19 protein-coding genes are annotated in these 22,341 nt (G+C 67.8%); 11 read left to right on the top strand and 8 right to left on the bottom strand.

The features are described from left to right. Positions 1-116 precede the first annotated feature (116 nt). From CLM74_RS20925 to CLM74_RS20905, 5 genes are all read right to left on the bottom strand, one after another. Entirely contained in the window at positions 117-3,326 is a 3,210-nt protein-coding gene (locus tag CLM74_RS20925) for a CusA/CzcA family heavy metal efflux RND transporter (protein ID WP_105164875.1), read from the bottom strand. A gap of 9 nt (positions 3,327-3,335) precedes the next feature. After that, positions 3,336-4,535, bottom strand: coding sequence for an efflux RND transporter periplasmic adaptor subunit (locus tag CLM74_RS20920; protein WP_105164874.1), 1,200 nt, complete (start codon positions 4,533-4,535; stop codon positions 3,336-3,338). Next, positions 4,532-5,785 (bottom strand): TolC family protein, encoded by a 1,254-nt coding sequence (locus CLM74_RS20915; protein ID WP_059065635.1) that lies wholly within the window; start codon positions 5,783-5,785, stop codon positions 4,532-4,534. The genes CLM74_RS20920 and CLM74_RS20915 overlap by 4 nt, the downstream gene beginning before the upstream one ends. 56 nt (positions 5,786-5,841) lie before the next feature. Beyond that, a complete protein-coding gene (locus CLM74_RS20910; RefSeq protein ID WP_032976781.1) occupies positions 5,842-6,186 on the bottom strand; it encodes a hypothetical protein in 345 nt (114 codons plus the stop codon). 242 nt (positions 6,187-6,428) lie between these two features. After that, positions 6,429-6,827: a RidA family protein gene (locus CLM74_RS20905; RefSeq protein WP_059065633.1), complete on the bottom strand. Its 399-nt coding sequence runs from the start codon at positions 6,825-6,827 to the stop codon at positions 6,429-6,431. A 110-nt stretch (positions 6,828-6,937) separates the two neighbouring features. Here CLM74_RS20905 and CLM74_RS20900 point away from each other — a divergent pair, with 110 nt between their 5' ends. After that, positions 6,938-7,831, top strand: a complete 894-nt coding sequence (locus tag CLM74_RS20900; protein ID WP_105164873.1) for a LysR family transcriptional regulator — start codon at positions 6,938-6,940, stop codon at positions 7,829-7,831. Here CLM74_RS20900 and CLM74_RS20895 read toward each other — a convergent pair. Then, entirely contained in the window at positions 7,800-9,032 is a 1,233-nt protein-coding gene (locus CLM74_RS20895; RefSeq protein ID WP_105164872.1) for a glycosyltransferase, read from the bottom strand. The genes CLM74_RS20900 and CLM74_RS20895 overlap by 32 nt on opposite strands. Positions 9,033-9,235: 203 nt before the next feature. Here CLM74_RS20895 and dnaQ point away from each other — a divergent pair, with 203 nt between their 5' ends. From dnaQ to CLM74_RS20855, 8 genes are all read left to right on the top strand, one after another. Next, positions 9,236-9,745: a DNA polymerase III subunit epsilon gene (dnaQ, locus tag CLM74_RS20890; RefSeq protein ID WP_025878062.1), complete on the top strand. Its 510-nt coding sequence runs from the start codon at positions 9,236-9,238 to the stop codon at positions 9,743-9,745. Positions 9,746-9,985: 240 nt separating this feature from the next. Further along, positions 9,986-10,222 carry a 50S ribosomal protein L28 gene (rpmB, locus tag CLM74_RS20885; protein ID WP_005411638.1) on the top strand — a complete coding sequence of 79 codons (237 nt, stop codon included), beginning with the start codon at positions 9,986-9,988 and terminating at the stop codon, positions 10,220-10,222. Between the two features lie 10 nt (positions 10,223-10,232). After that, complete coding sequence (rpmG, locus tag CLM74_RS20880; protein WP_170272460.1) at positions 10,233-10,400, top strand: 50S ribosomal protein L33; 168 nt, start codon at positions 10,233-10,235, stop codon at positions 10,398-10,400. Positions 10,401-10,605: 205 nt separating this feature from the next. After that, a complete protein-coding gene (gene cls, locus CLM74_RS20875; protein WP_105164871.1) occupies positions 10,606-12,024 on the top strand; it encodes a cardiolipin synthase in 1,419 nt (472 codons plus the stop codon). Between the two features lie 24 nt (positions 12,025-12,048). After that, entirely contained in the window at positions 12,049-13,470 is a 1,422-nt protein-coding gene (locus tag CLM74_RS20870) for an FAD/NAD(P)-binding protein (protein ID WP_105164870.1), read from the top strand. Between the two features lie 9 nt (positions 13,471-13,479). After that, positions 13,480-15,672, top strand: a complete 2,193-nt coding sequence (gene uvrD, locus CLM74_RS20865) for a DNA helicase II (RefSeq protein ID WP_032976788.1) — start codon at positions 13,480-13,482, stop codon at positions 15,670-15,672. 97 nt (positions 15,673-15,769) lie between these two features. After that, positions 15,770-16,096 carry a low molecular weight protein tyrosine phosphatase family protein gene (locus tag CLM74_RS20860; protein WP_105164869.1) on the top strand — a complete coding sequence of 109 codons (327 nt, stop codon included), beginning with the start codon at positions 15,770-15,772 and terminating at the stop codon, positions 16,094-16,096. Between the two features lie 210 nt (positions 16,097-16,306). Continuing rightward, a complete protein-coding gene (locus tag CLM74_RS20855; protein WP_025878052.1) occupies positions 16,307-16,861 on the top strand; it encodes a hypothetical protein in 555 nt (184 codons plus the stop codon). An 89-nt stretch (positions 16,862-16,950) separates the two neighbouring features. Here the strand turns inward: CLM74_RS20855 and CLM74_RS21700 are convergent, their stop codons facing one another. Further along, positions 16,951-17,109, bottom strand: a complete 159-nt coding sequence (locus CLM74_RS21700; RefSeq protein ID WP_165780913.1) for a hypothetical protein — start codon at positions 17,107-17,109, stop codon at positions 16,951-16,953. Between the two features lie 78 nt (positions 17,110-17,187). Next, positions 17,188-18,780, bottom strand: a complete 1,593-nt coding sequence (gene rtcR / locus CLM74_RS20850; protein WP_105164868.1) for an RNA repair transcriptional activator RtcR — start codon at positions 18,778-18,780, stop codon at positions 17,188-17,190. A gap of 187 nt (positions 18,781-18,967) precedes the next feature. On the opposite strand from rtcR, the gene CLM74_RS20845 reads away from it, so the two are divergent. Both CLM74_RS20845 and CLM74_RS20840 read left to right on the top strand, forming a co-directional pair. Next, positions 18,968-20,515: a VWA domain-containing protein gene (locus tag CLM74_RS20845; protein WP_105164867.1), complete on the top strand. Its 1,548-nt coding sequence runs from the start codon at positions 18,968-18,970 to the stop codon at positions 20,513-20,515. A 528-nt stretch (positions 20,516-21,043) separates the two neighbouring features. Then, positions 21,044-22,270: an RtcB family protein gene (locus tag CLM74_RS20840; protein WP_059065616.1), complete on the top strand. Its 1,227-nt coding sequence runs from the start codon at positions 21,044-21,046 to the stop codon at positions 22,268-22,270. The last annotated feature ends 71 nt before the right edge of the window (positions 22,271-22,341 follow it).

Raw genomic sequence — 22,341 nt, 5'->3', positions numbered from 1 at the left:
CGCCGCCGGGCATGGCCCGGCGCTACCGGAACGTGCGGTGGTAGCGCCGGGCCATGCCCGGCGAGCGCGAAGCGCGGTAGACGGGGTCGGATCACAGGATCCGACCCCGTGATCTTTCAGCCCGCCGTCCGCACCTTCGCCACGCGCGCGGCGAAGGTCGGCAGCACCAGCAGGGTCAGCACCGTGGCGGTGATCAGGCCACCGATCACCACCGTCGCCAGCGGCTTCTGCACTTCCGCACCGGAACCACTGGCGATCGCCATCGGAATGAAGCCGACGATGGCCACCAGTGCGGTGGTCAGCACCGCGCGGATACGGCTGGATGCACCGTTGATCGCGGCCATCATCGGCACGTCACCGGCGTCCAGACGCTCGCGGATCGCCTGCATCAGCACCAGGCCGTTGAGCGTGGCCACGCCGGACACGGCGATGAAGCCCACCGCGGCCGACACCGAGAACGGCATGCCGCGCAGCAGCAGGGCGAGGATGCCGCCGACCAGCGCCAGCGGTACGCAGCTGAACACCAGCACCGCTTCCTTGCCGCTGCGCAGGGCCATGAACAGCAGGCTGCCGATCAGCAGGAATACCACTGGCACCACCGTGGCCAAGCGCTTTTCCGCGCGCTGCAGGTTCTCGAACTGGCCACCCCAGGTCAGGTACGCACCGGGCGGCAGTGCCACGTCGGCCACGGCGGCCTGTGCTTGGCCAACGAATCCACCGAGGTCGCGGCCGCGCACATTGGCCTGCACCACCACCCGGCGGCTGCCGTTGTTGCGGCTGATCTGGTTCGGCCCTTCGCTGACGCTGATGCGTGCCACCGAGGACAGCGGAATCACCACGCCGGCCGGCGTGGCGATCGGCAGCGAGGCCAGCTGATCCGGGTCGTTGCGGGCGCTGTCATCCAACCGCACCACCACATCGAAGCGACGGTCGCCCTCGAAGATCTTGCCGGCTGCCGTGCCGCCGATGCCGGTGGACAGCGCATCGCTGACGTCGGCGGCGGTCAGCCCGTACTGCGCTGCCGCTACATGGTCGATCTTGACGTTGAGCGTGGGCAGGCCGGAAATCTGCTCCACCCGCACATCGGCCGCGCCCTCCACCGCGCGCAGCTTCAGCGCCACCTGGTCGGCCACCTTCTGCAGCTGGCTGAAGTCATCGCCGAAGATCATCACCGCCAGATCGGTGCGCACGCCGGAAATCAACTCGTTGAAACGCAGCTCGATCGGCTGGCTGAACTCGAAGCTGTTGCCCAGCTGCTGGCCGGCCAGTTCTTCGAAGCGGGCCACCAGCGCCTCCTTGCCCAGCGTCGGATCGGGCCAGTCCGCACGTGGCTTGAGCACGATCACGCTGTCGGAGATGTTGGTCGGCATCGGGTCGATTGCCGCTTCGGCGGTGCCGGTACGCGAGAACACCGTTTCCACTTCCGGTTGCTGGGCGATGGCCTTCTCCAGTGCCAGCTGCATCGCCAGCGACTGCTCCAGCGAAGTAGACGGGACGCGCAGTGCCTGCATCGCCACGTTGCCTTCATCCAGGGTAGGCATGAATTCGCGGCCGAGCAGGCCGAACGAACCAATGCCCACCAGCAGCATCAACGCTGCACCGGCGATCACTGCGCGCGGCCGCGCGACGGCCTGGCGGATGATCGGCTCGATGCGTCCACGCAGCACGCGGATCAGCTTCGTTTCGTGCTGGCCATCATCACTGTGTGCCTCGCCTTCCTTCGGCTTCGGCTCGCGCACCATCAGCGCGGCCATCGCCGGCACGAAGGTGAAGGAGAAGATGAAGGCACCCACCAAGGCCAGCATGAACGTAGCGGCCATCGGGTGGAACGTCTTGCCCTCCACACCTTTCAGGGTGAGGATCGGTGCGAACACCAGCAGGATGATCAGCTGGCCGAACGCTGCCGGGCGTGCCATCTTTCGCGCCGAATCGGCGGCTACGCGCAGGCGTTCCATCGCGGTCAACGCGCGGCCCAGTTCGGCACGACGCTGGCCCAGCATCAGCAGCGTCGACTCGATCACGATCACCGCGCCGTCCACCAGGATGCCGAAGTCCAGCGCACCCAGGCTCATCAGGTTGCCACTGATGCCGAAGCGGTTCATGCCGATCACCGCGAACAGGAACGACAGCGGGATCACCAGTGCGGTGATCGTCGCCGCGCGCAGGTTGCCGAGCAGCAGGAACAGCACCACCACCACCAGCAGCGCGCCCTCGGTGAGGTTCCTGGCCACGGTCTTGATGGTGGAATTGACCAGCACGCTGCGGTCCAGCACCGGCGCGGCCACGATGTCCGCCGGCAGCGAGGCATTCACCTGCTTCAGCCGTGTGGCGGCCGCCTGGGCCACGGTGCGGCTGTTGCCGCCGGCGATCATCAGCGCGGTACCGAGCACGGCTTCATGGCCGTTGCGGCTGGCCGCACCCAGGCGCGGTGCGCGGCTGAGGCCGACATCGGCCACATCGGCCACCCGCACCACCACGCCGTTGCGAGTGGCTACCGGCGCCTGTGCCAGATCGTCGGTGGTCAGTGCCAGACCGTCGGCACGCACCACCAGGCCTTCGCCGGCGCGCTGCACGAAGCCGGCACCGGCCTGTACGTTGGAGCGCTGCAGGGCCGTCACCAGATCAGCCAGGCCCAGGCCATGCGCGGCCAACCGCGCGCTGTCCGGATGCACGCCGTATTCCTTCACGTAGCCACCGACGGTGTCCACGCCCGCCAGCCCGGGGCTGGAGCGCATCTGCGGCGCGATGATCCAGTCCTGCACGGTGCGCAGGTAGGTGGCACGTTCTTCCGGCGTGCGCAGCAGGTTGCCTTCCGGCGTGCGGTAGACCTCGCCGGCCTGCCAGCCGGCTTCACCGGGCTTGGCCAGCTTCGCAGGGTCGAACGCGGTGAAGTCCACCGTCCACATCAACACCTCGCCGAGGCCGGTGGTGACCGGCGACAGCATCGGCGAGGCACCCTCGGGCAGCGCTTCGGCGGCCTCGCGCATGCGCTCGGCCACCTGCTGGCGGGCGAAGTAGATGTCGGTGGCATCGGTGAAGATCGCGGTGACCTGCGAGAAACCATTGCGCGACAGCGAACGGGTGGTGGTCAGGCCGGGGATGCCGGCCAGCGCGGTTTCCAGCGGATAGGTCACCTGTCGCTCGATCTGCTCGGGCGTCAGTGCCGGTGCCACGGTGTTGATCTGCACCTGGCGGTTGGTGATGTCCGGTACCGCATCGATCGGCAGCTTGCCGAGCTGGAACAGGCCCACGGCGGCAACGAGTGCAGCCAGGGCCACGACCAGCCAGCGGTGGCGTACCGCGGTTTCAATGATGAGCTTGAACATGGAAGGTCCTCAGTGCCCGTGCTCGGCTTCGCCCTTGGCCAGTTCGGCCTTGAGCAGGAACGCGTTGGCGCCGACGATGCGTTCGTCGCCGTTCAAGCCGCCGAGAATCTCGATGCGGTCACCGGCACGTCGGCCGGCCAGTACCGGCTGCACCTTGAAACCGCCCTGGACGGCGACGAATACCGCGCTGCTGCCGCCGACGTTCTGTACCGCATCAGCCGGCACGCTCAACGCGCCGTCCTTGCCGTCGGTGACCACCACCGCCGACACCGGCGAACCGGCCGGCGGCAATGCGGCATCCACCGGCATGGCACGGATCACCGCCACGCCACCCTGCTGGCGCACATCGGCGGCCGAACCGGTGACGGCGGCACTGAAGCTGCCGCCCGGCACGGTCACTTCCAGCGTCATGCCCGGCGTGACCTGCGCGGCCAGCGCCGGTGGCGCGGTGAACACCAGCTCGTTCATCGACGGATCGGCGACGTCGGCCACCGGGCTGCCGGCCGCCACCACGCCGCCGGGCGTGACCTGCACGTTGCCGACGATGCCGGCCACCGGGCTGGTGATGCGCACGCGGCCGCTGCTGTCGGGTGAACCGTTGGCGGCGGCCTGTGCCTGCGCGGCAGCGGCCTGCGCCTGCGCCGCCAGCGATCGCGCGCGTGACGTTTCCAGTTCCTGGCGAGCGACCACGCCCTGTTCGACCAGTGCCTTGTCGCGGCCGTGGGCCAGGCGCGCCGCCTCGGCCTCCGCGGCGGCGGCAACCGCATTGGCGCGGAACACCGCCGCCTCGCCACTGACCACGATCGCCAGCGTCTGGTTCTGCTTCACTGCCGTGCCCGGTGCGACCAGCACGCGCTCCACGCGACCGGTCACGGTGGAAGCGACCGAGGCACGTGCACCGATCGACGGTTCCACCCGGCCGGACAGCCGCGTCGAACCACCGCCGCCGCGGCCGACGGCCACCACGTCGATGCCGGATGCCTTGATCTGCTCTGGCGTCAGCTGCACCACGCCTTCGTCGGCATCTGCCGCGCTGCCGGTTTCGGCCTTGGCATCGGTGCTGTCGGCGGCGTGGCCATGGCCATCGTCGGCCGTTGCCTTGCCGGCGGGCTCCGAGACTGCCGGGGCCTGTGTGTTACCAGAACAACCGGCCAGCAATGCAGTCAGCAACAAGCCGCCAACCAGCGGGAAAGAACGGAACAGGTTCATCGGGCCTCCACAAAGGGTGCGCGCCCTTCGAGGCGGGCGAGATCGATTTCCGCGCCAACGCGCGACAGGCGCGCGTCCACAGCGGTGCCGCGGGCGGCGATGAGGGCACTGCGGGTGCTGCGCAGTTCCAGCTGCGAGATGCGCCCGGCGTCGAAGCCGATGCGCGCCAGCCGATAGGCTTCCTCGGCGGCGACCACACTTTCGTCGGCGGCGCGGGTGCGGCTGCCGGCGGCCTTCAGGCCCGCTACCGCCGACAAGCGTTCGGCTTCGCTGTCGCGCCGCTGCTGGTCCAAGCGCGCTTCGGCCGCGCGCTGTTCGGCACTGGCGGCGCGGATGCCACCACGATTGCGGTCGAACAACGGGATCGAGAGACTGACGCCGAGCGTGTAGGCCTGTTCGCGGTCCTCGCGGAAACGCGTCTGCGCGGCGGTAACGCTGAGGTCGGGCAGGGCGCGCTTGCGCTCGACGTCGACCAGACGACCGGCCGCATCAACTTCGGCTTCGGCCACACGCACGGCCAGAGCCACATCGGTGGCGCCACGCGGTGCTGGCGGTGCGCGATCGAGCAGACTGTTGTCGATGGTCTGCACCGGTGCATCCAGCAGGGCCGCACCGGCCAGGCGGGCCAGCGCGGCGTCGCGGAAGGCCTGCGCCTCATCCAGCGCGGCGCTGGCATTGGCCACTTCACTCTGTGCCTGCACGGCACGCAACTGCGGCTCGCGGCCATGCTTGACCATGGCGGTGACCGCCGCCGCATCGTCGCGGGTGAGGCTCAGCGCTTCTTCGGCCAGCGTGTAGCGACGCAGGGCGCTTTCCGCCTGTGCGTAGATCGCCGCCAACTGGCTGGCGACATCGCTGCGGCTCTGCGAACCCCGCAGGGCAGCGGCCTGTGCCTCGGCGCGGGCGGCGCGGACGCGCGCGCCGCGCTGGCCCCAGACCTCCAGAGGCTGGGACAGGGTAAGCACGGTGTCGGCCCGGCCCATGCCGCCGTAGGAGCCTGTGCCCCAAGCGTTTTCGGCGGACCAGGAAAGGGATGGATTGGGCAGCGCCCGGGCCTGGTCGGCGCGGGCGTCGGCCGCCTCGGCCAATGCCGCGCCGACGCGGGCGCCGGGCAGCTGGTCCAGGCGTTCAAGCAGGGTGTCGTACGAAGGTGCGGCTTGTGCGGCGACCTGTGCGGCGGGGATCAGGCCCAGCAGCACGGCGACGACCAGCCCGGCCGCGCGCGGCGACCGACGTGTCAGGATCGACATAGGGGGATTCCGGTTGTGAGTGAAACGGGAGCCCGCGATTGCGGGACGCGCTCAACTCACGCCCGGGGAGGACGTGCCAGTTCGTCCTGGGCGACCGCATAGGTCGCCGCATCGCCTGCATTCGTCCAGCGCGCCGGTTGCGGCGTGCCAAAGGCGGCGAAGGTGCTCGCCGGCAGGCTCAGGTTGGAGTGGTGGCAGTGGTTGTGGCTGCAGGCAGCGGCGTGCTTGCCGTCGTTGTCAGTGTCACCGTCGGCATCTTCGGCACCGGCTTCCACATGCACCACGGTGCTGTCGTGCGGTTCCACCGCACACGCCAGCACATCAGCCACCGGCACGACCACGAATGCCGCCATCAGCAGCATCAGCAGGGTCGAACGAAGGTGGCGGGCGATCCGGCGCATGGAGGGGAGGCTAGCAAGCGGTTTTCGGTGGATACAATATCAATGGCCACCTCGGGAATTTGTCGGAACCTCCCGTTCAGGTGCGGGGTACGCCACTGGATGCCGCCTTCGGCTCTGGTAGGTGCCGAGCTTGGTCGGCACGCCTTTCGACGCCCAGCCTGCGATCCCAGGTAGTGCCGGCCGCTGGCCGGCAACCTCATGAGCGCAGGCAATCGCCCGCCGTTGCCGGCCAGCGGCCGGCACTACCGGTCTGCGGGCAGCTTGGCGATCACCTTGATCTCGAACTGGAACCCATACAGCCAGGTCACGCCGATGCCGGTCAGGGTCGGGTGCGGCGCTTGGCCCCAGTACTCGGGCACGATCGCCCAGGCCTTTTCGAAGTTGGTTTCCGGGTCGACCAGGAACACGGTCACGTCGATCACGTCATCGAACGTGCAGCCGGCCGCGGCCAGCACCGCGTTGAGATTGTCGAAGGCGCGGCGGACCTGGGTCTCGAAGTCCGGTTCGGGCGAGCCATCCTCGCGGCTGCCGACCTGGCCGGAAACGAACAGGAAGCCATTGGATCGGATCGCCGGCGAATAGCGGTTTCGCTCGTACAGCGCCTGCCGGCCGGCGGGAAAGACAACATCACGGTGGGACATGGGACGGATTCCAGACGGGAGCGGACCATCCTCCCCACTGTCGCTGTCTGGATAAACCGTGATGATCGGTCTAGATTGATTGCAAATTCCAAACAATCACAGCCGCGGCCATGGACCGTTTCGAAGCGATGCGCGCGTTCGCCCGGGTGGTGGAGACCGGCAGCTTCACCCGCGCCGCGCACACCCTGCAGCTCAGCCGCACCACGGTCACCCAGCTGGTGCAGCAGCTGGAAGGGCATCTGCGGTTGCGGCTGCTCAACCGCACCACGCGCCGGGTCAGCGTCACTGCCGATGGCGCGGCGTATTACCCGCGCATCGTTCGCCTGCTGGCCGAGCTGGAAGAGGTTGAAGGGGGGCTGGGCGAGGCCGCCGCACAACCGCGCGGGCGCCTGCGTGTCGACGTGCCGGGGCCGTATGCGTGCCTGCGGCTGGTGCCGGCATTGCCGGATTTCCAGGCGCGCTATCCGGAGATCCAGCTGGACATCGGCGTCAGCGACCGCGAGGTGGATGTCATCGCCGACAACATCGATTGCGTGATCCGTGGTGGCGCGCCTGCCGATCCCGCGCTGGTGGCACGACCGCTGGCGCGCCTGCCGATCGGCTTCCATGCCAGCCCGGGCTATGTGCAGCGGTTCGGTGTGCCGGAGCATCCGCGCGCGCTGGAAGGGCCGGACCACCACACGGTCGGTTTTCTCAGCCCACGCAGTGGCCGCGCCCGCGTGTTCACCGCGCAGCGTGGCGCCGAGCGCGTCGAGGTGCAGGGGCGCTATTCAATCGGCTTCGATGATGGCAACGCCTATCTGGCCGCTGGCCTGGCCGGCCTCGGCGTGGTCGCGCTGCCCAGCTACATGGCCGAACCGCATGTGGCGCGCGGCGAGCTGCTGCCCGTGCTGCACGATTGGCAGCTGCCGCCGATGCCGATGCACGTGATGTTCCCGCCGAACCGGCACATGAGCCAGCGGCTGCGGGTGTTCATTGATTGGGTGGTGGAGACGTTGGGCTGAGCCAGCGCTCGAGTGCGGCCACGCCGCATGCCACTCCATCCTCGTTCGCCATTGCAGCGCCCAGCGCGACCGCACGTGCGCGTGTATCGGCATGCTCGGCGAACGCCAGCGCATCGGCCAACACCTTCGGCTGCAACCGCTTGGGTGACAGTGGCGCCGGTGCCACGCTCAGGTGCTGCAGTCGATCGGCCCAGAAGAACTGGTCGGCGGCGAACGGCATCACCATCGACGGTATGCCGGCGCGGCAGGCCGAATGCGTGGTGCCGCTGCCGCCGTGGTGGATCGCCAGTGCGCAGCGCGGCAACAACGCTTCATGCGGGGTCGGGCCGATCACCCGTACCGAGTCGGGCAGCGTCATGTCGGGCACGCCGACCCAACCGGGAAACAGCAGCACGCGGCGTGGCGCCAGCGCCGACAACAGCGCCGGCAGCACACGTTCGCGCTCGAAGCCGGTCATGCTGCCGAAGCCCAGATAGACCGGCGGCGGTCCTGCATCGAGGAAAGCCTGCAGTTCGCACGACGGATGCCACGGCGCAGCAGGGGCCGACCATTGGCCGCACACGAGGTGCTCGGCCGGCCAGTCCGAAGGTGGTGGCAGCAGCTGCGGCGAGATGCCATACAGCATCGGCAGGCCAGCCCAGAGCGAGCGTCGTGGCGGCTGCCCGGCGTGCTGGCGGGCCGTGTTGATCGGGCCGCGGAACTGTCGCCAGATCAGGCCGTTGACCAGGCCATAACTGGCCCGGTTCAACCAGCCCGGCGAGCGTCCGGGCGGCAGGAAGGGCGAGCGGAACGCGCGCGTCGGCGTCAGCGGAATCATGCCGGCGCCGATCACCGGAAGATCGCGACGCTCGCCGACGCTCATGCCGACGAACGCAGCCAGGCCACCGGTCAGGATCGCATCGCAGCCGTCGGCTGCAGCATCGGCCTGGCGCATCCAACCGGCGACGTGTTGCAGCGCCATCCGTGCCAGCCCGGTGCTGGCGGCGGCCACGCCATTGCCGCGTGAGACCAGCGCCACCACTTCGTCGTGGATGTCGCCTTCCAGCGCGGCGTGCGGGACGCCCAAGGCCTTCGCGCTGTCGAGGGTGCCGCCGTCGGCCAGCAGCATGACCTCGTGACCGGCCGCGATCAGCCCATGGCAGAGCATGACCAGCGGGCGCGTATCGCCTTCGGTGCCGTAGGTGAGGGCCAGCAGTCGCATTGGAGCCTCCGCAGTGAATCAGCAGTATGCCGACATCGCTGTGTTCATCCGCGCTCCTGCCGACGCACTGCGTGGGACAATCCCGCCTCATCTGCCCCCGCCGCACGGGGCGCGCGCAACAGGATCCAGCACCGCATGACCGCACTGCCATCCCTACCGTCCCTTGTCTGCCGCATGCCGGCCGCTGCATACCGGCGTGCGCCGTGAGCCGCGTCGTCGCACTGGACACCGAAACCACCGGTATCTCGCATCGCCTGGGCCATCGGGTGATTGAAATCGGGGCGGTGGAACTGGTCGATGGACAACTCAGCGGCCGCCAGTTCCACACCTACCTGCAGCCGCAGCGGAAGGTGGACTGGGGCGCGCAGCGCGTGCACGGCATCAGCGATGCCATGCTGGTGGGCAAGCCGCTGTTTGCGAGCAAGGCCGCCGAACTGCTGGAGTTCCTGCGTGGCAGCGAGATGGTCGCGCACAACGCCACCTTCGACGTCGGTTTCCTCGACAACGAGCTGCGCCTGGCGGGGCTGGCCGGTGGGCTGGCCCAGCACTGCCGCGTGACCTGCAGCCTGAAGCTGGCCCGCAGCCGTTGGCCGGGCATGCCCAACAAGCTCGACGATGTGCTGCAGCGCCTGCGTATTCCCGGCACCCGCGGCCTGCATGGCGCACTGAAGGATGCCCACCTGCTGGCCCAGGTGGTACCGCACCTGCGCTGAGAGCAGGGCGCCGTCAGCGTGTTCAGGCGTGGCCTGTGGGTAAGTTGCGCAAGGTCTTGATTGCGTGCATAATGCGCGGCTCGCTGTGTCCGGTTTTCTATCGGGCGGCGCCCCCGGGAGCACGTCCCCGGTCGCCCAACGCCAGCGTAACCCTTTGATTCTCTTGACGTGTGGTGGGCAACCACCGAGGCCGCCGTCCCCCGGGCTACGGGGAGACACAACTTACTATCGAGGTGCGCCATGTCCCGCGTATGCCAGGTTTCCGGCAAGCGAGTGCAGACGGGTAACAACGTCTCGCACGCCAACAACAAGACCCGTCGTCGTTTCCTGCCGAATCTGCACGAGCGCCGCTTCTGGGTTGCCAGCGAGAACCGCTGGGTGAAGCTTCGTGTTTCCGCGCATGCACTGCGCACCATCGACAAGAACGGTATCGATTCCGTTCTGGCTGAGCTGCGTGCGCGCGGCGAAAAGGTCTGAGGAGTAGACGATCATGGCAGGCAAGCGCGATAAGGTCCGTATGATTTCGACCGCTGGTACCGGTCACTTCTACACGACCGACAAGAACAAGAAGAACACCCCGGGGAAGATGGAATTCTCCAAGTACGATCCGGTCGTGCGCAAGCACGTCCCGTACAAGGAAGGCAAGATCAAGTAATCCGCAAGGATTGCGGGTCGCTTCCGAAAAAACCCGCCCTCGTGGCGGGTTTTTTTGTGCCCCCGCCCCAGGTAGGTGTCGACCTTGGTCGACACGTTCCGACCCCGTGGGTGCCGACCGTTGGTCGGCACGCTGTCCCCAGCGCTGCTCGACTCTGCACACCCCGCTGGGCAGAATGGCCCCACACCTCCCAACGGGCGACGCGATGCTGTTCGAGTGGCTGCTGGGCTCGTACCTGCTGTTGATCGACTGGCTGATCCGGCTGGTGGCGCTGTGCTGGATCCCCACCCGCACTACGCCGGGCGCGGCGCGCAGCTGGCTGCTGCTGGTCGGCTTCGTGCCGCTGCTGGGCCTGCCGCTCTATCTGCTGTTCGGGCATCCGTGGCTGTCGCGCGAGCGCATCCGCCGGCAGGCCGAGGCCTCGCAGGTCATCCGTGAAGAACAGGCGCTGCAGCGCCGCCTGCGCTGGACGCCGCAGCCCGATTCGGCCAGCGCCGAAGTGGTGCCGCTGGTGCAGCGCCAGGGCGATTTCATGCCGGTGCACGGCAACGCGATCGACCTGCTGACCGACTATGACGAATCACTGCACACCCTGATCGCCGACATCGACCAGGCCCAGGACCGGGTGCACCTGCTGTACTACCTGATGTTCGATGACACGGTGGGCGAGGCCATCGTCGAAGCCCTGCAGCGTGCCGCAGCGCGCGGGGTGCAGTGCCGCGTGCTGCTGGATGCGGTCGGCGCCAAGCGGGGCCTGCGCGCATACAGCAAGCGGCTGCGGTCACGTGACATCGAAGTGCGCGCGATGCTGCCCGGCGGCCTGCGCTGGCGCCGCAGCGGACGCATGGACCTGCGCAACCATCGCAAGATCGCAGTGATCGACAACGAAGTGGGCTATGTCGGTTCGCAGAACCTGGCGCGCCCTGAATTCGTTGCGGGCCACCCCAACCGCGAGCTGGTGGCGCGCGTGCGCGGGCCTGCGGTGGCGCACCTTGAAGCGGTGTTCGCCAGCGACTGGTACATCGAAACCGGGCAGCGCCTGAAGGTCATCGCCGACGTGCCGGTGTGCAGCGAGGACATCGCCACCCAGCTGCTGCCCAGCGGCCCGGCCTACCCGTACAGCAACGCGCGCGATGCGGTGGCCGCGCTGATCCATCTTGCCCGGCGCCGGCTGGTGATGGTCACGCCCTACTTCGTGCCCGACGAAGCAACGCTGAGTGCACTGCGCATCGCCGCGCTGTCCGGCGTGCAGGTGCAGCTGATCCTGTCGGCCAGCAACAACCAGCGGCTGACCTCGTGGGCGCAGGAGGCCTACTACGATGAGCTGCTGCGCTGCGGTGTGCAGATCGCGCTGTACGAGCCGCAGTTCCTGCATGCCAAGCACATGAGCGTGGATGAGGACATCGCCGTGCTCGGGTCGATCAACATGGATATCCGCTCGTTCGCGCTGAATGCCGAAATCGGCCTGATCTGCTACGACCGACAACTGGTCACGCAGTTGTGTGCCATCGAGGACGACTACCTGCGCCAGTCGCGCCTGCTGGACCTGGAGCAGTGGCGCAAGCGTCCCGCGTGGCTGCGCAGCCGCGAGGGCATCGCGCGCCTGGCCGATGCCTTGATGTAGGCCAGCGCCAGCCGGGCAGGGCCGATGGCCTACAATCGGCGCATGACTGATTCACCGCGTAGTGGCGAACTGGACCTGGCGATCATCGGTGGTGGTGCGGCCGGGGTGCTGGTGGCGATCCAGGTGTTGCGCCAGGCCCAGGCGCCGTTGGCGCTGGCCATCTTCGAACCCGCCTCGCAGCTGGCACAGGGCATTGCCTATGCCACGCCGTGGCCGGAGCACCTGCTGAACGTGCCGGCGGCGAAGATGAGCGCCTTTGCCGACCAGCCCGGCGACTTCCTCGATTTCCTGCAGGCCGCCAACGCGTACCCGGGCGAGGCGCGCGAAGTGCTGGGCGAACGCTATGTGTGTCGCCACTACTTCGCTGCCTACCTGCAGCAGCGCCTGCGCGAGGCCGAAGCGGCCGGTGCGGCGCGATTGCAGATCGTGGCCCAGCCGGTGTTGGCGTTGCATCCGGATGACCACGGTTACCAGCTGCAGCTGGGCGATGGCCAAACATTGCATGCAGCGCAGGTGGCGATCGCCACCGGCAACAGCATGCGGCCGTTGCCGGTGGACGGCGCCGATGCGTTGCCCGCCGATGACGTGGTCGAGGCCTGGGATTACGACGGCGTACGCACGCTGGCCAGTGACCATGCCCTGGCCATCGTCGGCTCCGGGCTGAGCATGGCCGACACCGTGCTGGCGTTGGTGGCCGGCGGCCATAGCGGACCGCTGCACGTGATCTCGCGCCACGGGCTGCTGCCATTGCCGCACGCCCACGGCGGTCTGCCGGCGTTCGACCCGCAGGAGCTGCTGACGATGAGCCTGCGCCAGCGCCTGCACGCGCTGCGCCAGCACGCGCGCAAGGCACAGGTCGACGGCATGCCCTGGCAGGGCGTGATGGATCGCATCCGCCCGCACGGCCAAGCGCTGTGGCAGAGCATGGACGCCGCCGACCAGCGCCGCTTCCTGCGCCACGTGGTGCGCTACTGGGACGTGCACCGCCATCGCATTGCTGAACCGGTGGCTGAGCAGTTGCAGGCGCTGCAGGCCAGCGGCCAGCTGCGCGTTCACCGCGCCCGCCTGCAGCGCGTGTGGCGCGACGGTGATGCCCTGCGGCTGTCGGGCCGCGAGGCGGGCGGCGGCAACGTGCAGTGGACGATCGCTGCGGTGGTCAATGCCACCGGTGTGGAGACCCGCGCCTCGGCACTGCGCAATCCCTTGCTGCAGCAACTGCAGGCCGATGGCCTGGCCCGCTCCGGGCCGCATGGGCTGGGCCTGGACAGCAGTGTGCCGGGCGACCGGCTGTGTGCAGCGGATGGCCAGCCACAGGCGCGCCTGGGGGTACTCGGCAGCCTGCGCATCGGCAGCCTGTGGGAAAGCCTGGCGGTGCCTGAACTGCGTCAGCAGGCGCAGGCACTTGCCACGCAGGTGGTCGCAGGAGCTGCGACGTCGATGCCGTAAAATGGAGGCATGGATGTCTCCCACTTGCTTGATGGCCTGAACCCGGCCCAGCGCGAAGCCGTCTCCGCTCCCCTCGGTCACCACCTGGTGCTGGCCGGTGCCGGGTCGGGCAAGACGCGCGTACTCACCCACCGCATTGCCTGGCTGCATGAAGTCGAAGGCGTGCCGACCCACGGCATTTTCGCGGTGACCTTCACCAACAAGGCCGCCGGCGAGATGCGCCATCGCATCGACGCGCAGCTGCCGCATGGCAGTCGCGGCATGTGGATCGGCACCTTCCACGGCCTGGCCAACCGCCTGCTGCGCCTGCACTGGCAGGACGCCAAGCTGCCCGAAGGCTTCCAGGTGATGGATTCGGACGACCAGCTGCGGCTGGTCAAGCGCGTGGTACAGGCGCTGGAGCTGGATGACGGCAAGTACCCGCCCAAGCAGATTGCCTGGTGGATCAACGCGCAGAAGGATGAGGGCCGCCGCCCGCAGCACATCCAGCCCGAGCCGAACGATGCGTGGCTGGAAACCATGCGCCAGGCCTACGCCGAGTACCAGGCGCGGTGTGACCGTGCCGGCCTGGTCGATTTCGCCGAGCTGCTGCTGCGCGCGCACGAACTGCTGCGCGACAATCCGCCGTTGCTGTCGCACTACCGTGCGCGGTTCCGCGAGATCCTGGTAGACGAATTCCAGGATACCAACGCCATCCAGTACGCCTTCGTGCGCGTGCTGGCCGGGCACGAGGGCCACGTGTTCGTGGTCGGTGATGACGACCAGGCCATCTACGGCTGGCGCGGTGCCAAGGTCGAGAACGTGCAGGGCTTCCTGCGCGATTTCCCGGGCGCGCAGACCATCCGCCTGGAGCAGAACTACCGTTCCACCGCCAACATCCTCAGCGCCGCCAACGCGGTGATCGCGCACAATCCGGACCGCATCGGCAAGCAGCTGTGGACCGACAGTGGTGACGGCGAGCCGATCGACCTGTACGCGGCGTACAACGAGATGGACGAGGCGCGCTACATCGTCGAGCGCGCACGGCAGTGGGTGCGCGACGGCGGCAGCTACACCGAAGTGGCCGTGCTCTACCGCAGCAACGCGCAGTCGCGCGCGCTGGAAGAAGCGCTGCTGAGCGAACAGGTGCCGTACCGCGTGTATGGCGGCATGCGCTTCTTCGAGCGCGCCGAAGTGAAGGATGCGCTGGCCTACCTGCGCCTGCTCTCCAACCGCAACGACGACGCTGCATTCGAGCGCGCGGTGAATACGCCCACGCGTGGCATCGGTGACCGCACGCTGGACGAAGTGCGCCGCGAAGCGCGCGCCCAGGGCATCTCGCTGTGGGAAGCCACCATGCTGGTGACCCAGGGCAGCGCACTGGCGGCACGAGCCCGCAATGCGCTGGCCGGCTTCCTGGTGCTGGTCAACGAACTGCAGGCGCAGACCCTGCAGATGACCCTGGCCGAGCGCGTGGACCATGTGCTGGTGCGCTCGCAGCTGCGCGAGCACTGGAGCAAGGAAAGCCGCAACGCGCTGGATTCGGAATCGCGCACCGACAACCTCGACGAACTGGTGTCGGTGGCCTCGCGCTTCGTGCGCCGTGCCGACGACATCGAGGAAGTGGGCGAGGACATGGACGAGCTGGTCGCGTTCCTGGCCTACGCGGCGCTGGAGGCCGGTGAGGGCCAGGCGCAGGCCGGCGAGGAAGGCGTGCAGCTGATGACGCTGCACTCGGCCAAGGGCCTGGAATTCCCGCTGGTGTTCCTGGCCGGCGTGGAAGAGGGGCTGTTCCCCAGTGCACGGTCGCTGGAGGAAAGCGGGCGGCTGGAAGAAGAGCGTCGGCTGGCCTACGTCGGCATCACCCGCGCGCGGCAGAAGCTGGTGCTCAGCTACGCCGAATCGCGGCGCATCCACGGCCAGGACAACTACAGCCTGCCTTCGCGTTTCCTGCGCGAGATCCCGCGCGAGCTGCTGCACGAAGTGCGGCCGAAGGTGCAGGTGTCGCGGCCGGCGTCGATGGGCGCAAGCCGGGTGATGGGACACGCCGCCATCGAAACGCCGCCGATCAAGCTGGGTGCGCTGGTCAACCATCCCAAGTTCGGCGAAGGCATGGTGACCGACTACGAAGGCAACGGTGCCCACGCACGCGTGCAGATCGAGTTCGCCGACGCCGGCAGCAAGTGGCTGGTGATGGCGTATGCCAACCTGACGGTGATCTGATCACCGCCGGGGTCGGATCCCTCCCGTAGGAGGGCTCTGACCCCGACGCGATGGAAAGCAGCCGAGCACGGGCTCGGCTCTACAAAGGCGAGTGCTGATGACCCGCAACGTGCTCTTCCTCTGCAGCCAGAATCGTCTGCGCAGCCCGACGGCCGAGCAGGTGTTCGCCGATTGGCCGGGCGTCGAAACCGCCTCGGCCGGGCTGCTCGCCGACGCCGAGGAAGTGCTCAGCCCCGAGCTGCTGCAGTGGGCCGATCTGGTGTTCGTGATGGAGCGGGTGCACCGCAACCGGCTTTCCAGCCGCTACAAGGCATGGTTGAACGGCAAGCGGGTGATCTGCCTGGATATTCCCGATGACTACGAGTACATGGGCCCGGTGCTGGTGGAACTGCTCAGGCGCAAAGTGATCCCGTTCCTGCGCTGACCGGAGTGATTGCGGGGCCGAGCCCGCGCTCGGCTGATTCTACGGGGAAAGGCAGCCGAGCACGGCTCGACTCTACAAAAGGCAGCCGAGCATGGGCTATGCCGCTCGTGCTGACCGTCACCCTTCGGGCCGTCGCAAGCGACGTTGGCAGCGGTTCCTGCCGCTACCTTCGGCTCTACAATGGCGGCCACATCTCCCAGGAACGCCCTCATGACCGAACCCACGCTGCATGTCACCGTGAAGTTGAACGCCAGGCTGCAGCCCGAGCATCGCCATGAGCTGTTCGAGGATCCGCTGGACGCGCTGCTGCAGGCGGCCGAGCTGGGCGGGATCACCGGAGGCGGTACTGCGATGTCCGACGAGGGCGAAGTCGAGTACGGCGATATCGAAGTGGCACTGGTCGATGCCGCGGGCGTGCCGAAGCTGGTCGACCTGCTGGAGCAGCTGGGGGCACCGAAGGGGTCGCAGGTGCAGGGCGCAGGCGAGGCCGACCGCAGCTTCGGCGTGACCGAAGGCCTGGGCATCTATCTGGATGGCCTGACCCTGCCGGACGAGGTGTACGAGCAGTGCGATTCGAACCACGTGTTCGAACAGCTGTCCGAGCGCATCGATGGCCTGGGCGAGATCTGCAGCTGGTGGCAGGGCCCGAGCGAGACCGCGCTGTACATGTACGGCCAGTCGTTCGAGGCGATGCGTGATGCGATCGCTGAATTCGTCGGCAGCTACCCGCTGTGCCAGAACGCACGCGTGGTGCAGATCGCCTGAAGCTGCGGTTTCGGGTGGAGCAGGCCGGCTGCTCCAAGTGCCGGGATAGCCGCGGCTGCCGGCCAGCGGCCGGCACTACCGGAGCGCGGTCAGCGTGCTGGCTGGGCGGCCGCAGCCTGCTGAGCGTTGTCGGCCTTGGCCAGTGATTTGCCGAACTGGTAGCCACCCACGAGCAGGACGAAGGCAGCGACACAGGCCAGCACGATGATCAGGCCGGTTTTGGAAGTCGAGCGGGGGCGGTCCTGCATGGGAAATCTCCGTTCAGGTATGGGGTCGCAGCCGGAGCATGCGCCGTGACCGGTGCACGCGCAAGCCGGGCCGTCGCGCTACCTGGTCGGCCCCCGCACCTGCTCCCAGTCCAGCCCGAACTTCGCCAGGTACTTGCGCAGGCGGTCGGCGTCGTTGGTGCTGGCGCGCTGGGTGCGCGAGACCGCAAACAGCTCGCGCCCGGCGGCGGACAGCGACTTCGAGCGTGCACAGACCCGCACCACTTCTTCCAGCTGCACGCGGTCGAAACGGTCCAGCGCGTCCACGGCCTCGCCCAGCAGGGCATCCAGTGGAGACGGCGCATCGCCGCCGCGCCACTGTGCCCGCAGGCGCGCGATCTCGTCCTCCACGCCCTCGATCTGGATGCGCCCGGCGCTGGCCAACGTGGCCAGGCGCATGATCGACGCGCCCAGGTCGCGGAAGTTGCCACGCCACGCCGCTTCCGGGCTGGTGGCGAATGCGAGATAGCGCGTGCGCGCCTCGGTGTTGAAGCGCACCCGCGCGTGCTGGTCCAGCGACCAGCGCTCCAGCTCGAACTCGATGTTCGGCTCGATGTCTTCCATGCGCTGCGCCAGCCCGGGCAGGTGGTACGTCCACAGGTTGAGGCGCGCCAGCAGGTCTTCGCGGAAGCGGCCTTCCAGCACCGACTGCTGCAGATCGCGGTTGGTGCCGGCGATCAGCTGGAAATCGCTCTCCACTTCGCGGTCACTGCCGACCGGCAGGAAGCGCTTCTCTTCCAGCGCCCGCAGCAGCATCGCCTGTTCGTCCTGGCCGAGTTCGCCGATCTCGTCCAGGAACAGCAGCCCCTGGTGCGCTGAGCGCAGCAGGCCGGCACGGTCGCTGGAAGCGCCGGTGTAGGCGCCTTTGGTGTGACCGAACAGGGTGCTCATCGCACCGTCGCCGCGCAGCGTGGCGCAGTTCACTTCGACGAAGCGACCGGGCAGCTGGTGCTTGAGCTTCTTCAGCTCGAACACGCGCTTGGCCAGCTGGCTCTTGCCGGCGCCGGTCGGTCCCATCAGCAGCATCGGCGCACGTGAGCGGGTGGCCACCGTTTCGATCTGCTCGATCATGCGGTTGAAGGCGGCGTTGCGGGTGGCGATGCCGCCCTTCAGCAGGTCGCGATCCAGCAGCTGCTGCTGGGCGAAGCGCTGGGCGATGTGGTCGTAGCGCGACAGGTCCAGGTCGATGATCGCGTACGTGCCGGCGGCACCGTCCTGCTTGCGCGGTGGCGAGGTCTGCAGCAGCCGTCCGGGGAAATGACGGCTCTCGGTCAACAGGAACCAGCAGATCTGCGCGACGTGCGTGCCGGTGGTGATGTGGACGTAGTAGTCCTCCTCCTCCGGCTGGAACGGGTAGCGCGCGAGAAAGTCGTGCAGGGAGGCGTAGACGCCCTCGAATTCCCATGGATCGGCCAGGTAGGTGTCGTGACGCTGCACGCTGATGCCCGGCGCGGCCTGCGCCAGGTCCTCGCAGACCACGCGCGCCAGCTTGCTGTAGCGGCGCTCATCCAGCAGCAGCTCGATGCGGTCGGGCAGGAAATCCTCATGCATGCCCAGCGAAACGGTCGGGCGCCACTTCTGCCAGCGGCCCGGACCCTCGCCTGCGTCGAGCTGGGTGCCCAGCATGCCGAATACCACCTGCCGACGCGCCATATCCATTCCTATAAAAGAGGCGCAGGAAATATATATCTTTTCGCCGGTGTCCGCTGGGCAGGATGGCCTTCTTCTATTGAAATAACTTCAAAATCAATAGCATGCGATGGTTTCGCAAAAGTTGGCACGGCCATTGCTCTATATCCGGCAAGACACGACGCGGGCTGTTCCCGCCGAGGACATCAGCATGGCCAACCTTTCGCTCTTCTCCTGGATGCGCACGCCCCAGCCGCCGCAGGCAGACACCGTCAATGAAGCCGGTGGCCTGGCCTACCGCCGCGACCCGCGTGCCGCGCTGGCGCTGTATGCGGCCACCGGGTGCCTGAACAACACCTTCTACAGCGACGCCGAGGCACAGCTGCAGCAGGTGCTGGCGCTGACCGCGCAGGTCGAGCCGCGCTTCATCGCCCGTACCGCCCTGTACGCCCGCCAGGTCGCACACATGAAGGACATGCCGGCGTTGCTGCTGGCGGTGCTGAGCCTGCGCGACCCGGAGGCGTTCGCCCTGGTTTTCCCGCGGGTGATCGACAACGGCCGCCAGCTGCGCACCTTCGTGCAGATCATGCGCAGCGGCCAGGTGGGGCGCCGCTCGCTGGGCTCGCTGCCCAAGCGCAGGGTGCGTGAGTGGATCCAGCAGGCGTCGGCGGAAACGCTGGTGCGTGCGGCGATCGGCCAGCAGCCGTCGCTGGCCGATGTGATCCGCATGGTGCACCCGAAGCCGGCCAACGCCGAGCGCAAGGCGCTGTATGCATGGATCATCGGTCGTCCCTACGACGAGGCGCAGCTGCCGGCAGTGGTGCAGGCGTACGAGGCGTTCAAGCGTGACCCGCGCGGACTGCCGCCGGACCTGCCGTTCCAGTACTACAGCACGCTGCCGCTGGACGCGGCGCAGTGGTCGGCACTGGCCCGCAATGCATCGTGGCAGTCGATGCGGATGAACCTCAACACGTTCGCCCGCAATGGCGTGTTCGACGATCCGGCGATGGTGCAGGTGATCGCAGAGCGCCTGCGTGATCCGCAGCAGGTGCGTCGTGCCCGCGTATTGCCCTACCAGCTGCTGATGGCCTTCCACGCCGGCGGTGGCTTGCCGGCGCCGATCCTGGAAGCGTTGCAGGACGCGATGGAGATCGCCACGGCGTCGGCCCCGGCATTGCCTGGGCGGGTGGTGGTGGCGGTGGACGTGTCCGGTTCCATGCAGTCGCCGGTAACCGGCTACCGCAAGGGCTCCAGCACGGCGGCGCGCTGCGTGGACGTGGCGGCGCTGGTTGCAGCCTGCGTGCTGCGCGGCCAGCCGCAGGCCAAGGTGTTGCCGTTCGATACCGAGGTGCGCCACGTGCGCCTGAACCCGCGCGACAGCGTGATGACGTTGGCCCGCCAGCTGGCCATCAACGGCGGTGGTACGTCGGTCAGCGCGCCGCTGCACTACCTCAACCTGCGGCGCGAGCCGGTGGACCTGGTGGTGCTGGTGTCGGACAACGAGAGTTGGCGTGACACCCGCCAGGGCGGCCAGACGGCCACGATGCTGCAGTGGGATGCATTGAAGCGTCGCTGCCCACAGGCGCGGCTGGTGTGCATCGACCTGCAGCCGGTGGCCAGCAGCCAGACCGTACAGCGCGGTGACGTGCTGCACATCGGTGGCTTCAGCGATGCGGTGTTCGACCTGATGGCGCAGTACGCCGCTGCGGCCGAGGACGGCAGCAGCTGGGTCGAGCGCATCCAGGACATGGCGTTGTAAGGCGGCAGGGAGGCCGCACGGACCGCCCGGCTGGCAATGGGGCCAGCCGGGCAGGGCCAGGAATTCGTTTTCGCGGTGAATGCTGGTGGAACTACATTGGTTGTCCCTTCGGGGTCGGGTTCGAGTCCCGCGTTTCCTGCCTGTCGTGAGGAAGCAGACGTTCCACCTCCCTTGTCACCGCACTTTTTCAAACGGCACCGGCAACGGTGCCACCGCTTCAATGCCGGCAGCGCGAATGCCGGAGGAACTACAGCCCCTTAAGCTCCAGGTCGCGGGTTCGACTCCCGCCTGCCACGGCAACGCGGCAGTAGCTCAGTGGTAGAGCAGGATGTTCCTCCAGATTCTTGTCGTGCTGCCGGCACCTTCGCTTTCGTTGCGCGGGGAATGCAGGTGGAACTACATCGGAAGCCCTTCGGGGTCGGGTTCAAGTCCCGGCCGTCCTCCGCGGCAACGCGGGTGACGGAATGTTCCACCCCCTTTGTCACCGCACCTTCTTTGTTTTTGCTTTGGATGAAAGGAAACATCACCATGACCACCCTCAATTACGACGTGATCCAGCAGCCGGGCGCTGCACCGATCAAGCTGTGGACCCGCGGCGTGCCGCTGGAAGACCAGGCGCGCCAGCAGCTGCAGAACATCGCCAAGCTGCCCTTCATCCACAAGTGGATCTCGGTGATGCCCGACGTGCACCTGGGCAAGGGCGCGACCGTGGGTTCGGTGGTGCCGACCATCGGCGCGATCATTCCTGCAGCAGTGGGCGTGGACATCGGCTGCGGCATGATCGCGGTGCGCACCACGCTGGTTGCCAGCGACCTGCCGGACAACCTGTCGGCGGTGCGCAGCGCGATCGAGCGGGCGGTGCCGCACGGCCGCAGCGTCACCCGCGGGGGCCGTGACAAGGGCAGCTGGGACACGCCGCCCGAACTGGCGGTGGAAGGCTGGGCGCAGCTGGTGGATGACTTCGCACTGATCTGCGAGCGTCACCCGCGCCTGAAGAACACCAACAACCTCAAGCACCTGGGAACGCTGGGTACCGGCAACCACTTCGTCGAGGTCTGCCTGGACCAGGAGCAGCGCGTGTGGTTCATGCTGCACTCCGGTTCGCGTGGCGTAGGCAATGCCATCGGCACCTACTTCATCGAGCTGGCCAAGCAGGAAATGCGCCGCTGGATGATCAACCTGCCCGACCAGGACCTGGCCTACCTGCCCGAGGGCAGCCAGCACTACGGCGACTATGTGTTCGCGGTGGACTGGGCGCAGCGTTTCGCACGCATGAACCGCGAGGTGATGATGCGCAACGTGGTGGCCGCGGTGCGCACGGTGATCAGCAAGCCGTTCGAGGCCGAGGCCGAGGCGGTGAACTGCCACCACAACTACGTGAACCGCGAGACCCACTTCGGCAAGGAAGTGATGCTGACCCGCAAGGGCGCGGTGAGTGCGCGCAAGGGCGAACTGGGCATCATTCCGGGCAGCATGGGGGCCAAGAGCTTCATCGTGCGTGGCCTCGGCAACGAGGACAGCTTCCACAGCTGCAGCCACGGTGCCGGCCGCGTGATGAGCCGTACCCAGGCACGCAAGCTGATCACGGTGGATGACCACGCCAAGGCCACCGCGCACGTGGAGTGCCGCAAGGATGCGGAGGTGGTGGATGAATCGCCGGCGGCCTACAAGCCGATCGAGGCAGTGATGGAGGCCCAGCGCGATCTGGTCGAGATCGTGCACACGCTGCGCCAGGTGGTGTGCGTGAAGGGATGAGGCAACCCGTGCGCGGCGTACACTGCGCCGCGCACGGCAGCAAGGCCCGGCATCGAACAACGGGCACGGAG

Source organism: Stenotrophomonas sp. MYb57, from assembly GCF_002966815.1.
Classification (GTDB): Bacteria; Pseudomonadota; Gammaproteobacteria; order Xanthomonadales; family Xanthomonadaceae; genus Stenotrophomonas; species Stenotrophomonas indicatrix.
This window is presented reverse-complemented; position numbering and strand designations above follow the sequence as displayed.

Excerpts from the sequence above, each read along its gene's own strand:
- CLM74_RS20925 (WP_105164875.1), bottom strand. The coding sequence starts at position 3,326 with ATGTTCAAGCTCATCATTGAAACCGCGGTACGCCACCGCTGGCTGGTC.
- CLM74_RS20920 (WP_105164874.1), bottom strand. The coding sequence starts at position 4,535 with ATGAACCTGTTCCGTTCTTTCCCGCTGGTTGGCGGCTTGTTGCTGACT.
- CLM74_RS20915 (WP_059065635.1), bottom strand. The coding sequence starts at position 5,785 with ATGTCGATCCTGACACGTCGGTCGCCGCGCGCGGCCGGGCTGGTCGTC.
- CLM74_RS20910 (WP_032976781.1), bottom strand. The coding sequence starts at position 6,186 with ATGCGCCGGATCGCCCGCCACCTTCGTTCGACCCTGCTGATGCTGCTG.
- CLM74_RS20905 (WP_059065633.1), bottom strand. The coding sequence starts at position 6,827 with ATGTCCCACCGTGATGTTGTCTTTCCCGCCGGCCGGCAGGCGCTGTAC.
- CLM74_RS20900 (WP_105164873.1), top strand. The coding sequence starts at position 6,938 with ATGGACCGTTTCGAAGCGATGCGCGCGTTCGCCCGGGTGGTGGAGACC.
- CLM74_RS20895 (WP_105164872.1), bottom strand. The coding sequence starts at position 9,032 with ATGCGACTGCTGGCCCTCACCTACGGCACCGAAGGCGATACGCGCCCG.
- rpmB (WP_005411638.1), top strand. The coding sequence starts at position 9,986 with ATGTCCCGCGTATGCCAGGTTTCCGGCAAGCGAGTGCAGACGGGTAAC.
- cls (WP_105164871.1), top strand. The coding sequence starts at position 10,606 with ATGCTGTTCGAGTGGCTGCTGGGCTCGTACCTGCTGTTGATCGACTGG.
- CLM74_RS20870 (WP_105164870.1), top strand. The coding sequence starts at position 12,049 with ATGGCCTACAATCGGCGCATGACTGATTCACCGCGTAGTGGCGAACTG.
- uvrD (WP_032976788.1), top strand. The coding sequence starts at position 13,480 with ATGGATGTCTCCCACTTGCTTGATGGCCTGAACCCGGCCCAGCGCGAA.
- CLM74_RS20860 (WP_105164869.1), top strand. The coding sequence starts at position 15,770 with ATGACCCGCAACGTGCTCTTCCTCTGCAGCCAGAATCGTCTGCGCAGC.
- CLM74_RS20855 (WP_025878052.1), top strand. The coding sequence starts at position 16,307 with ATGACCGAACCCACGCTGCATGTCACCGTGAAGTTGAACGCCAGGCTG.
- CLM74_RS21700 (WP_165780913.1), bottom strand. The coding sequence starts at position 17,109 with ATGCAGGACCGCCCCCGCTCGACTTCCAAAACCGGCCTGATCATCGTG.
- rtcR (WP_105164868.1), bottom strand. The coding sequence starts at position 18,780 with ATGGCGCGTCGGCAGGTGGTATTCGGCATGCTGGGCACCCAGCTCGAC.
- CLM74_RS20845 (WP_105164867.1), top strand. The coding sequence starts at position 18,968 with ATGGCCAACCTTTCGCTCTTCTCCTGGATGCGCACGCCCCAGCCGCCG.
- CLM74_RS20840 (WP_059065616.1), top strand. The coding sequence starts at position 21,044 with ATGACCACCCTCAATTACGACGTGATCCAGCAGCCGGGCGCTGCACCG.